Below are 11,603 nucleotides of genomic sequence, written 5' to 3'. Positions count from 1 at the left end.
CCAACTGTTGCCTCAAACACGGGGGATTTTTGCGCGATACAATGAAACTGGCACAGAGTAGCCTGTTTGCGCAAGCAAATTGCGTACATCATATCGCTGTGTTTGAAATTCCTCAAACCTTGCGCATCACCATCAAACCATCACGCAAGGGCAGCAGGATATTCTCCACCCTTTCGTCAGCGTACACCATATTATTAAAGGTGCGCAACACACGCGAGGTCTCGTCCTTTTCATCGCCCGCCGCCACCTTGCCATCCCACAGCACGTTGTCAGCCAACAAAAAGCCGCCCCGACGGGTTTTGCTCAAAGCCAGCTCATAGTGAATGGGATAATCAAGCTTGCCTGCATCAATAAAAACAAGGTCGAATGTCTCGTCGAGCCTTGGAATGATGTGTGCCGCGTCGCCCAAGTGAAGTTGCACCCGCTTTTCCAGCCCAGCCTTGCGCAAATACTTTTGGATGATTGGGCTTAACTCGTCGTTAATCTCAATTGTGTGCAAAAGGCCATCGTCAGCCAGCCCTTCTGCCATGCAAAGTGTGGCGTAGCCAGTGAATGTGCCAATCTCCAACACCCTCTGCGGCCGAATCATCAGACTGAAGAAGCGAAGCAGTTGTCCTTGATAGGCCCCACTCAACATTTGAGGGCTGAGCGTGCTAAGGTGCGTCTCGCGTTCCAACTCCGCGAGTATGTCATTCACAGGAGAAGTGTGGTTTTGGCAGTAGTCGAGGGTTTTGTCAAGTGGACTCATTTTTATCTGACAAAAAAATAAATAGGGTTCGGGACTTTCTCGGTCACATCGCTTGTTTTTTCACCTTCCGCAAAGGTCTTTCTAAAAAATCCGGTTTTTTTCAAAAATTGTTTTTCTGTTCAAAATTGTAGCTTTACCTTTGCACACGCTTTTCGGGAGGGGGGTCTTTTTCCCGAGAAATTGTTGTTTGAAATAGCGAAAAAAAGCCTTGGAGGCCGCGAATTAGGCCACTGTAGCTCAGTTGGTAGAGCAGCTGATTTGTAATCAGCTGGTCGGGGGTTCGAGTCCCTCCAGTGGCTCCGTTTAGGTGACTGATTGTTTGAAGAGAGTTGATTGTCAACTATTTTTCGTTTCTAATTGAACAACAATCATCAATCAATCAAACAGGGGGTGCCCCGGAGTTGGAGAGCCGGGCCAGACTGTAAATCTGGTGCTTCACTGCTGAGTAGGTTCGAATCCCACCACCCCCACCTTTTTTTGACAACTGGTTGAATATCTCCTTCCGAAGTTTCATGGTAGATAATCATCCAACTTGCGGTGGTAACTCAGTTGGTAGAGTGTCAGCCTTCCAAGCTGAATGTCGCGAGTTCGAATCTCGTCCGCCGCTCACCTCTCGATTGCTCATTTGTTTATCCTTAATTGTTTTTCGAGTGTCGTTGGCAATTAAAAATAGGCAATCAACAATCAAAGTTGCTGTTGTAGCTCAGGGGTAGAGCACTTCCTTGGTAAGGAAGAGGTCGTGAGTTCAAATCTCATCAACAGCTCAAGTAAGTGAGCTCATGGGGTAATGAGCCAATTTGGTAATTCTCAAATTCGATGATTATCAAATTATCGCATTAAAAGAAATTTTTTCACTAAATTTGACACAAACAGTTCTAAACCAATGGCAAAAGAGACATTTGTTCGCACCAAGCCGCACGTAAATATTGGCACGATTGGTCACGTTGACCACGGCAAGACGACGCTGACGGCTGCCATTACTTACGTACTTTCGCAGAAGGGTCTGGCTAAGAAGACGGACTACGATGCCATTGATGCTGCTCCGGAAGAAAAAGAGCGCGGTATCACTATCAACACCGCGCACGTAGAATACGAAACGGAAAAGCGTCACTACGCGCACGTGGACTGCCCGGGTCACGCCGACTACGTTAAAAACATGATTACGGGCGCCGCTCAGATGGACGGTGCCATCGTTGTTTGCGCTGCTACTGACGGCCCGATGCCGCAGACACGCGAACACATCCTCCTCGCCCGCCAAGTAGGTGTTCCGAGAATCGTTGTATTCATGAACAAGGTTGACCTCGTGGACGACCCGGAAATGCTTGAACTCGTTGACATGGAGCTCCGCGAACTGCTGAGCGCCTATCAGTTCGACGGCGACAACGCTTCCATTATTCAAGGTTCGGCACTTAAGGCACTTGAAGGCGACCCAGTCTATACTCAAAAAATCATGGATTTGATGGATGCTTGTGACAACGACATCCCGGAACCTGTCCGTGAAGTGGACAAGCCGTTCCTGATGCCGGTCGAAGACGTGTTCACCATCACGGGTCGTGGCACGGTCGCCACTGGTCGTATCGAGCGCGGCGTCATCAACGTGAACGACCCCGTCGAAATCATCGGTATGATGAAAGACGGCGAAAAACCCCTCACTTCTACCGTGACGGGTGTGGAAATGTTCCGCAAACTGCTCGACCGCGGTGAAGCAGGCGACAACGCTGGTCTTCTCCTTCGCGGTATTGACAAAGAGCAAATCAAGCGCGGCATGGTTATCTGCAAACCCGGCAGCGTGAAGCCGCACAAACACTTCAAGTGTTCTGTGTACGTCCTCTCGAAAGAAGAGGGTGGCCGTCACACGCCGTTCTTTAATGGCTACCGCCCGCAGTTCTATTTCCGCACCACCGACGTAACGGGCGATGTGAAACTCCCTGCCAACGTGGAGATGGTGATGCCGGGCGACAACATCGAACTCGAAGTGAAACTGCTCAACACCATCGCTATGGAAAAAGGCCTGCGCTTCGCTATTCGCGAAGGTGGCCGCACGGTGGGCGCTGGTCAGGTAACTGAGATTCTTGACTAATAAACGGTGATTGGTTGGGTTGGTGATTGGTTGGTGCTTGCACTAATGACCAATCACCAATCAACCAATAACCATTCAGGGGCATAGCTCAATTGGTAGAGTGGCGGTCTCCAAAACCGCAGGCTGCGGGTTCGAGCCCTGCTGCCCCTGCCAGACAAAATTACGTTGCTCGTTCATCGTTGTTCGTTGTCCGTTCTCGTGCGACAACGGACTTTTTTCGCAAATGACGAAACGCTCGAACGAACACAAAATCAAAGAACAACGAAATTTCGAGTAATGGAAAAATTGACCCTTTATTTGAAGGAAAGTTACCACGAGCTCGTGAAAAACGTCTCTTGGCCCACCGCCGCCCAATTGCAAGAAAGCACGATGGTGGTTTTGATTACGGCGGCGATTATGGCCTTAATCATCTTCCTGATGGACGGTGCGAGCAAAATCTTTTTCAATTATTTGTACGGAATTTGGTGAGCTTGAAGCAGATACCTTCCACCTGTTTCCCCTACGGCAGATAACGATATGAACCAAGAAAAAGAAACGGTCGCCCCTGCGGCTGCCGAGGAAAAAAGATGGTTTTCTCTGCGCGTCATTAGTGGCAAAGAGAAAAAGATTCAAGAACGGATACTGCTCGAGATAGAGCGTTCCGGGTGGAAGGACTTTGTTTTTTCGGTGGTGGTGCCGACGGAAAAAGTTTACAAAATTCGAAATGGCAAGAAGGTGATGCAGGAACGCAATTTGTTGCCCGGCTACATTCTGATAGAAGCCATCGGGTCCAAATTGAATGGAGATGTAGCGAAGCATATTGCCGACATACCCAACGTGATTCATTTTCTCGGGAAAGAACAGCCTATCCCGATGACACAAGCCGAATCGAATCGTTTGCTCGGCAAAGTAGATGAAACCGCCGAAACCGGCGAGACGTTGAGCGAACCCTTCCTTGTGGGCGAGACGGTAAAAATCATTGACGGGCCTTTTGCGGAATTTGTCGGTGACATTCAGGAAGTGAACGAAGAGAAGAAAAAACTTAAAGTCATAGTCAAAATTTTTGGCCGTGGCACAGAGGTGGAATTGAACTTCATGCAAGTGGAAAAAATCAGTTGAACCCAGCCATTGATGCCTGTTCTCCCAGGCTCGCTTCCACAACCCGGTTGGTTTCGACGATTTTCATAAATCATTTAAATTCAATCTGTTAATTTTCAAATTCTGAAAATTCAGACACAATGGCAAAAGAAGTAGATGTTTATATCAAACTCCAGGTGAAAGGTGGCCAAGCCAACCCAGCCCCGCCAATCGGCCCGGCACTCGGCTCGAAGGGCGTGAACATCATGGAGTTTTGCAAGCGCTTCAACGCACAGACGCAAGAGCAACAAGGAAAAGTGCTCCCGGTGATTATTCAGGTGTATAAAGACAAAACCTTTGACTTTATCATCAAAACACCACCTGCGGCCATCCAGCTCTTTGAAGCCGCTAAATTGGCCCCCGGCAAAGGGTCGCCAGAGCCTAACCGCAAAAAAGTTGGCTCTGTCACATGGGAACAAGTTCGCGCTATCGCCGAGAGCAAAATGCCAGACCTCAATTGCTTCACCGTCGAATCCGCCATGAAAATGGTGGCAGGGACTGCTCGAAGCATGGGACTGACCGTGACTGGCGAAGCACCGTTTGAAGTGAAAAATTAATGTGGCCAACGAAAAATGTGCCGATGTGCTTTTTTTAAAAACAATAGCACATTAACACATTATTCCATTAGCAAAATAAGCACATTATTCAAAGGGAGTTCCGCCCAACGGAACGCTACAACCTTAAACACACATTTTCAATGGCAAAATTGACAAAAAAGCGCAAAGCCGTTGAAGGAAAAGTTGACCCAGACAAACTCTACACGCTGAGCGACGCAATGGCGCTCGTGAAAGAGGTCAACACGACTTCATTCAACGCATCGGTTGATGTGCACGTCCGCCTCGGCGTGGACCCGCGCAAAGCCGACCAAGCCCTGCGCGGCACTGTATCCCTTCCACATGGCACGGGCAAAACCAAGCGCGTTCTTGTGTTCTGCACCCCCGACAAAGCTGACGAAGCAAAGGCAGCGGGCGCTGACCACGTTGGTCTTGACGACTACATCCAAAAAGTCAGCGAAGGCTGGATGGATGTGGATGTCATCATCGCAACGCCCAATGTGATGGCCCAGTTGGGTAAAGTGGCTCGTATCCTCGGCCCGCGCGGCTTGATGCCCAACCCCAAAACTGGTACCGTGACGAACGACATTGCATCTGCCGTGTCGGAAGTCAAAAAGGGCAAAATCGCATTTCGTGTGGACAAGTTCGGCATCGTGCACGCATCCATCGGTCGTGTATCGTTTGCTCCCGAGCAACTGACCGACAATGCGCATGAGCTCATTTCCACTTTGGTGAAAATGAAGCCATCAAGCGCCAAAGGTGTTTACATGAAAACGGTCTCAGTGGCCAGCACCATGAGTCCGGGCATCGCGGTTGACCCTAAATCCATCAAGGTGTAATTTGATAATTGGATGATTTCGGGAATTTGATAATTCTCAAACCGCCCGAACGCTCCAACATTTTGCACCATCATCAAATTTTCAAATTGACTCATTATCAAATTCGATTGATATGACCAGAGAAGATAAAACCGTTGCGATTGCGGAACTAACGGAGGAGTTAAGCGGCACGCCGTTTTTCTACCTCACAGACTCCTCGACGCTGTCGGTTGCCAAAATCAACAAGTTTCGCAGGCTTTGCTTCGAGAAAGACATCAAGGTCAAAGTGGCAAAAAACACTTTGATTCAAAAAGCACTCGAAAGTCAGCCAGAGTCGAAAGGCTACGCTGCCCTCTACGAAGTGCTGCACGGCCCAACCACCATATTGATTTCTTCGAACCCCAAGGCTCCGGCCAAGTTGCTCGAAGAATTCCGCAAAACCGAGGAGCGACCCATTCTCAAAGCTGCTTACATTGATTCTTCAGTGTTTATCGGCGATGACCAGTTGGCCGCACTCGTCAAGTTGAAGAGCAAAGAGGAGATGGTGGGCGAAATCATCGGCCTGCTCCAGTCTCCGGCTCGTCGCCTCGCCAGCCAAATCACCGCCAGCGGTTCAAAAATCGCAGGCATCGTGAAGGCGCTGGAAGAGCGCAAATAATGATGAATCAGGAACTATGAATGGTTAGTGTCGAACGCGACAAAAATCATCATTCATCGTTGAAAAAGGCTTCCAAGTTCGCACTATACACCCATCAGAAACCCGTATCCAGAAACCTTGAAACCTTCGTTTTCACTCATTTTGCAAACAACTTTAAAAATTCTACGACAATGGCAGATTTGAAAGCTCTGGCTGAATCGCTCGTGAGCCTCACGATTAAAGAAGCCAACGAACTGGCCAATATCTTGAAAGATGACTACGGAATCGAGCCTGCTGCTTCGGCAGTAGCTGTGGCTGCACCCGCCGCCGGCGGTGGCGGTGGCGAAGCTGCTCCGGCTGAACAAACCGAGTTTGACGTCATCTTGAAAGATGCGGGCGCTAACAAGCTCAACATCGTGAAGGAAGTGAAAAACCTGCTGGGCCTTGGCCTGAAAGAGGCGAAAGACCTTGTGGACGGCGCTCCAAGCCCGCTCAAAAGCGGCGTGAACAAAGCTGAAGCTGACTCCATCAAAGCCACGCTCGAAGGCGCTGGCGCTGTGGTCGAGGTGAAGTAAGAGAAGTACGTTTCGGTCTGGTTCCGAGCCTTCGGTTCCATCTCACTGACACTCACTTTCTTACTTTTCTCGACAATGACAGGGATTCATCCTTTTTTCAGATAAAAACAACAAGGCTTAACACGTTCTCGCACAGCGAGCAGCGTGTTAAGCCTATCGTTGTCTGTAAACAGGCGCTGAACTTTTGTTCCTTAAAATCGTTTATTCACGCTTGCACCGATGGTAAGTTGGGGGAATTATCCCCTTCATCCTTATACGACCCTTTCAATCCCTTCAACCTTTATCACCCTGCCAATCAGCATTTCAAGCATATTTTGCAAAAATGACCAATAACGGCATCTCAAACGGGGCAAATCACAAAACAGGCGTTCAAGAGCGCGTCAATTTTGGCAAAATTCGCCTCGCTGGTCACTACCCTGACCTCCTCGAAATTCAGCTCAAGTCATTTCAGGAATATTTCCAGTTGGAAACCACGCCCGAGAACCGCATCAACGAGGGCCTCTATCGCGTGTTTCAAGAAAACTTCCCCATCACCGATGCGCGGAACATTTTCAATCTGGAATTTCTCGACTATTTCATTGACCCCCCTCGATACACCATTGACGAGTGTATGCAGCGGGGGCTGACGTATTCCGTGCCGTTGAAAGCGAAATTGAAACTTTCCTGCAACGACCCGGAACACATTGATTTCCAGACCATCGTGCAGGATGTATTCCTCGGAAACATTCCCTACATGACACCGAAAGGCACATTTGTCATCAATGGAGCCGAGCGTGTCATCGTCTCACAATTGCATCGCTCGCCAGGCGTGTTTTTTGGGCAAAGCTATCACCCCAATGGCACCAAAATTTATTCCGCCCGCGTCATACCGTTCAAAGGCGCGTGGATGGAATTTGCCACTGACATCAATCTGGTCATGTATGCCTACATTGACCGCAAGAAAAAGTTTCCTGTCACCACCCTGCTTCGCGCCATCGGGTTCGATACCGACAAGGCCATTCTCGACCTGTTCAACCTAGCCGATGAAGTGGCTTGCACCCGCGAAAATCTGGAGGCCGCCATCGGACGCAAGCTTGCTGCTCGCGTGCTGAAATCGTGGGCTGAAGATTTTGTGGATGAAGACACCGGCGAGGTAGTCACGATTGAGCGCAACGAGATTATCCTTGAGCGTGACACGGTGCTCGATGAAGAAAATATCGAGCAAATACTCGAGGCTGGCACGACGACCATCATCCTTCAGCGCACCGACATCGAGGAGGACTTCTCCATTATTTACAATACGCTGCAAAAAGACCCAACCTCAAGCGAAATCGAGGCCGTCACCTACATCTACCGCCAACTCCGCGGCAGCGACCCCCCAGATGATGAAACAGCACGTGGCATCATTGACAAGCTGTTTTTCTCTGATAAACGCTACAACCTCGGTGAGGTAGGCCGTTTCAAAATCAATCGCAAACTCCAAACGAACATTGACCCCAACAACTTGGTCTTGACCAAAGAAGACATTATCGCCATCGTGCGCTACATTGTCTCTTTGATAAACAACAAGGCTGAGATTGACGACATCGACCACCTTTCCAACCGGCGAGTTCGCACGGTGGGAGAGCAGCTCTACGCGCAATTCGGCGTTGGCCTTGCTCGTATGGCACGCACTATCCGCGAACGCATGAACGTGCGCGACAACGAGGTGTTCACGCCCATTGACCTTATCAATGCGCGTACCTTGTCGTCGGTCATCAACTCATTTTTTGGCACCAGCCAGTTGTCGCAATTCCTCGACCAGACCAACCCGCTCTCCGAAATCACGCACAAGCGTCGTATCTCGGCACTCGGCCCGGGCGGTCTTTCCCGCGAACGCGCTGGTTTTGAGGTGCGCGACGTGCACTATTCGCACTACGGCCGTCTTTGCACCATCGAGACACCGGAGGGACCCAACATTGGTCTCATTTCCACCCTTTGCACCCATGCCAAAATCAACAAGATGGGCTTTTTGGAAACGCCCTATCGTCATGTAAGGGATGGCAAAGTGGTGCTTGAAGGTGATGTGCAGTACCTCTCTGCCGAAGCCGAGGACTTCATGAAAATCGCGCAGGCCAACACCCCAGTCGGCGAGAATGGAGCATTCCTCAACGACCGCGTGAAAGCACGCGAACACGGCGACTTCCCGATTCTGACACCCGATGAAGTGGAATATATTGACGTGGCGCCCAACCAAATCGTGGGCGTGTCGGCCTCACTGATTCCGTTTTTGGAAAACGACGATGCCAACCGTGCACTCATGGGCTCCAACATGCAACGCCAAGCGGTGCCCCTCATTCGGCCCCACTCGCCTATCGTGGGCACGGGATTGGAAGCCAAAGTCGCCCGCGACTCGCGCATGCTCATCAATGCCGAGGGCAGCGGGGTAGTGGAGTATGTGGATGCCAACGAAATCATCATCAACTACGACCGCACCGAGGAAGACCAATTGGTTTCGTTCGAGGATGCACGCAAGACCTACAAACTGACCAAGTTCATGCGTACCAACCAAGGCACTTGCATCAACTTGAAGCCCATTGTGCGGCGCGGTCAGCGTGTGGAAGCGGGCGACATTCTCTGCGAAGGCTACGCCACGGAGAACGGCGAACTCGCGTTGGGGCAAAACCTCAAAGTGGCGTTCATGCCGTGGAAAGGCTACAACTTTGAGGATGCCATCGTGCTGTCCGAACGAGTAGTGCAGGAAGATGTGTTCACCTCCATCCACATCGAACACTTTGAGCTGGATGTGCGCGATACCAAGCTGGGCGAGGAAGAGCTGACCGCCGACATTCCGAACGTAAGCGAGGAAGCCACGAAGGATTTGGACGAAAATGGCATCATCCGCATCGGCGCTTGGGCCAAAGAGGGCGATATTCTCATAGGCAAAATCACGCCCAAAGGCGAAACCGACCCGACACCCGAAGAAAAGCTGCTTCGCGCTATTTTCGGCGACAAGGCCGGCGACGTGAAAGATGCCTCTTTGAAAGTGCCGCCGAGCATCAATGGGGTGGTGATTGACAAGCAGTTGTTTGCACGTGCCAAAAAAGACAAGCAAATCAAAGAGTCTGAAAAGGCGCTGCTCGACAAGCTCGACGACGAACACGCAGTGGCACTCAACAAGTTGAAAACCACCCTGATAGACAAACTTCAGGTGCTGGTGAAAGACAAGACCACCAACGGTATTCGCAGCATCTATGGTGAAGAAATGTTGCCCAAAGGCAGCAAACTCACCGTGCAGGCATTGCGCGAGCAAATCAACTACGCGGAGGTGGACTACACCAACTGGACGAGCGAAAAGCACACCAACCACTTGATTGCCCGCCTGCTGCACAATTACAGCATCAAGGTCAATGAAGAAGTAGGCCGCTACAAGCGCGAAAAATTCAACATCAGCATTGGCGACGAACTTCCCGCTGGCGTGTTGAAACTGGCGAAAGTCTATCTTGCCAAAAAGCGCAAGTTGAAAGTAGGCGACAAACTCGCAGGTCGCCACGGTAACAAGGGCATCGTGAGCCGCATCGTGCGCATGGAAGATATGCCGTTCCTTGAGGATGGCACCCCCGTTGACGTGGTGCTCAACCCGCTCGGTGTGCCTTCGCGTATGAACTTGGGACAAATCTTTGAGACCGTGTTGGGATGGGCCGGAGAGAAATTAGGTGTCAAATTCGCCACCCCGATTTTCGATGGAGCCAAGACCGACGAGGTAGAAGAATGGATTGAAAAGGCAAGCCTGCCCGAGCTGGGCCAGACGTATCTCCACGACGGCGAAACGGGCGACCGCTTCCACCAAAAAGCAACGGTGGGCATCATCTATATGCTCAAACTCAGCCACATGGTGGACGACAAGATGCACGCCCGCTCCATCGGCCCATACTCGCTCATCACTCAGCAGCCACTTGGCGGTAAGGCACAGTTTGGTGGCCAGCGTTTTGGTGAGATGGAAGTGTGGGCACTCGAAGCTTACGGCGCATCCAACATCCTGCAAGAGCTGCTGACCTACAAGTCAGACGACATTCAGGGGCGTGCCAAAGCTTATGAGGCCATCGTCAAGGGCGATAACTTGCCCGATGCCAACATACCCGAATCGTTCAACGTCCTCGTGCACGAATTGCGCGGCTTGGCGTTGGACGTGAAATTTGAATAACCATGACGCAGGGCTTTCGTTTCGACAAGAAACGATGCCCCCGGATACACAGCAATTCCGCATCGCAACTTCATTCTTTTTTAAGCAATGGGTGTCACGATTCAACATTTGAGCAAAGACTTCAACCTGCTCAAGTTTCATACAAAGACTTGGCTGGCAGGGATGTATTTCACCATGCTGCAAAAAGAAAAAGTAAAGTTGAACGGTGTGGAATTGCTGGTTCCCTATGATGTGACGGATATACGCCTACGAGGACAATTTCAAATAGGTTCTTACGAAAAACGCGAGCGCATTTATTTGGAGGAATACTTAGACCCGGAGGCAAGCGTGTTGGAATTGGGAGGATGTCTTGGGGTGGTGGCTTGCGTGGCCAATCAACTCCTCAAACATCCCGAACGGCATATAGTGGTGGAAGCCAATCCGAAAATGATACCCTACATAGAGCGGAACAAGGCCCACAACAACAGCTCGTTCTCTATCGAAAATTGCATGATGTCAAGCAACGCTTCCAATGACTTCTACATCGGCCCAACCATCGGCGAGAGCAGCATGCGCCGAAAATGGTCCGAAAAGATAAGCGTCAGAGGAAAGACGGTGAGAGAATTGGAGCAGGCATACAACCTGAAGTTCGACACGCTCATCATGGATATCGAAGGTGGCGAATTGGTGTTTTTGCGGGAGAACCGTCAGTGGCTTGAGCAGCTTCACACCGTTATTTTGGAAATACACCCGCACCCAGAATTACTCTCCGACGAAGAGGTGGCTGAATGTCGGGTTCTGCTCGAAAGCGCAGGCTTGAAGCTGCTGATAGAAGATGGACTGATTTGGGTGCTTAAGCGCCCACAAGGCAAAACGTGAGCACATTTTAGGTGAAAATCTTTTTGTCGTCGCGCTTGAGATATGCGCCGATGCC

General features: G+C 50.5%; 10 protein-coding genes and 5 tRNA genes. 14 read left to right on the top strand and 1 reads right to left on the bottom strand.

Annotation, left to right across the window (positions count from 1 at the left end):
• Positions 1-112 precede the first annotated feature (112 nt).
• Positions 113-748 (bottom strand): O-methyltransferase, encoded by a 636-nt coding sequence (locus KIS77_22105; protein ID MCW5925026.1) that lies wholly within the window; start codon positions 746-748, stop codon positions 113-115.
• 226 nt (positions 749-974) lie between these two features.
• Here KIS77_22105 and KIS77_22100 point away from each other — a divergent pair.
• From KIS77_22100 to KIS77_22035, 14 genes are all read left to right on the top strand, one after another.
• A tRNA-Thr gene (locus KIS77_22100) sits at positions 975-1,047 on the top strand.
• Positions 1,048-1,134: 87 nt separating this feature from the next.
• Positions 1,135-1,218 (top strand) — tRNA-Tyr (locus KIS77_22095).
• A gap of 64 nt (positions 1,219-1,282) precedes the next feature.
• A tRNA-Gly gene (locus KIS77_22090) sits at positions 1,283-1,355 on the top strand.
• Positions 1,356-1,440: 85 nt separating this feature from the next.
• A tRNA-Thr gene (locus KIS77_22085) sits at positions 1,441-1,512 on the top strand.
• A 119-nt stretch (positions 1,513-1,631) separates the two neighbouring features.
• The gene (tuf, locus tag KIS77_22080) at positions 1,632-2,828 is read left to right on the top strand and encodes an elongation factor Tu (protein MCW5925025.1); all 1,197 of its coding nucleotides are present in this window, start codon (positions 1,632-1,634) and stop codon (positions 2,826-2,828) included.
• Positions 2,829-2,905: 77 nt separating this feature from the next.
• Positions 2,906-2,981: transfer RNA gene (locus KIS77_22075), tRNA-Trp, on the top strand.
• Positions 2,982-3,104: 123 nt separating this feature from the next.
• On the top strand, positions 3,105-3,296 hold the full coding sequence (gene secE, locus KIS77_22070) for a preprotein translocase subunit SecE (protein ID MCW5925024.1): 192 nt from the start codon (positions 3,105-3,107) through the stop codon (positions 3,294-3,296).
• A 48-nt stretch (positions 3,297-3,344) separates the two neighbouring features.
• Positions 3,345-3,926, top strand: coding sequence for a transcription termination/antitermination factor NusG (gene nusG / locus KIS77_22065; protein ID MCW5925023.1), 582 nt, complete (start codon positions 3,345-3,347; stop codon positions 3,924-3,926).
• Between the two features lie 119 nt (positions 3,927-4,045).
• On the top strand, positions 4,046-4,501 hold the full coding sequence (gene rplK / locus KIS77_22060; protein ID MCW5925022.1) for a 50S ribosomal protein L11: 456 nt from the start codon (positions 4,046-4,048) through the stop codon (positions 4,499-4,501).
• Positions 4,502-4,641: 140 nt separating this feature from the next.
• On the top strand, positions 4,642-5,337 hold the full coding sequence (rplA, locus tag KIS77_22055; protein MCW5925021.1) for a 50S ribosomal protein L1: 696 nt from the start codon (positions 4,642-4,644) through the stop codon (positions 5,335-5,337).
• Positions 5,338-5,449: 112 nt separating this feature from the next.
• The gene (gene rplJ, locus KIS77_22050) at positions 5,450-5,974 is read left to right on the top strand and encodes a 50S ribosomal protein L10 (GenBank protein MCW5925020.1); all 525 of its coding nucleotides are present in this window, start codon (positions 5,450-5,452) and stop codon (positions 5,972-5,974) included.
• 170 nt (positions 5,975-6,144) lie between these two features.
• On the top strand, positions 6,145-6,528 hold the full coding sequence (rplL, locus tag KIS77_22045; GenBank protein MCW5925019.1) for a 50S ribosomal protein L7/L12: 384 nt from the start codon (positions 6,145-6,147) through the stop codon (positions 6,526-6,528).
• Positions 6,529-6,850: 322 nt separating this feature from the next.
• Positions 6,851-10,690 carry a DNA-directed RNA polymerase subunit beta gene (rpoB, locus tag KIS77_22040; protein ID MCW5925018.1) on the top strand — a complete coding sequence of 1,280 codons (3,840 nt, stop codon included), beginning with the start codon at positions 6,851-6,853 and terminating at the stop codon, positions 10,688-10,690.
• Between the two features lie 87 nt (positions 10,691-10,777).
• The gene (locus KIS77_22035) at positions 10,778-11,548 is read left to right on the top strand and encodes an FkbM family methyltransferase (protein ID MCW5925017.1); all 771 of its coding nucleotides are present in this window, start codon (positions 10,778-10,780) and stop codon (positions 11,546-11,548) included.
• Positions 11,549-11,603 lie beyond the last annotated feature (55 nt).

This window comes from Saprospiraceae bacterium, from assembly GCA_026129545.1.
GTDB lineage: Bacteria > Bacteroidota > Bacteroidia > Chitinophagales > Saprospiraceae > M3007.
The sequence above is the reverse complement of the archived record's forward strand: the minus strand, read 5'-3'. Positions and strand labels throughout refer to the sequence as shown.

Bases quoted from the DNA above. Each gene is read 5' to 3' on its own strand.
- secE (MCW5925024.1), top strand. From the start codon at position 3,105: ATGGAAAAATTGACCCTTTATTTGAAGGAAAGTTACCACGAGCTCGTG.
- KIS77_22035 (MCW5925017.1), top strand. From the start codon at position 10,778: ATGGGTGTCACGATTCAACATTTGAGCAAAGACTTCAACCTGCTCAAG.
- rplK (MCW5925022.1), top strand. From the start codon at position 4,046: ATGGCAAAAGAAGTAGATGTTTATATCAAACTCCAGGTGAAAGGTGGC.
- rplL (MCW5925019.1), top strand. From the start codon at position 6,145: ATGGCAGATTTGAAAGCTCTGGCTGAATCGCTCGTGAGCCTCACGATT.
- KIS77_22105 (MCW5925026.1), bottom strand. From the start codon at position 748: ATGAGTCCACTTGACAAAACCCTCGACTACTGCCAAAACCACACTTCT.
- rplJ (MCW5925020.1), top strand. From the start codon at position 5,450: ATGACCAGAGAAGATAAAACCGTTGCGATTGCGGAACTAACGGAGGAG.
- rpoB (MCW5925018.1), top strand. From the start codon at position 6,851: ATGACCAATAACGGCATCTCAAACGGGGCAAATCACAAAACAGGCGTT.
- tuf (MCW5925025.1), top strand. From the start codon at position 1,632: ATGGCAAAAGAGACATTTGTTCGCACCAAGCCGCACGTAAATATTGGC.
- rplA (MCW5925021.1), top strand. From the start codon at position 4,642: ATGGCAAAATTGACAAAAAAGCGCAAAGCCGTTGAAGGAAAAGTTGAC.
- nusG (MCW5925023.1), top strand. From the start codon at position 3,345: ATGAACCAAGAAAAAGAAACGGTCGCCCCTGCGGCTGCCGAGGAAAAA.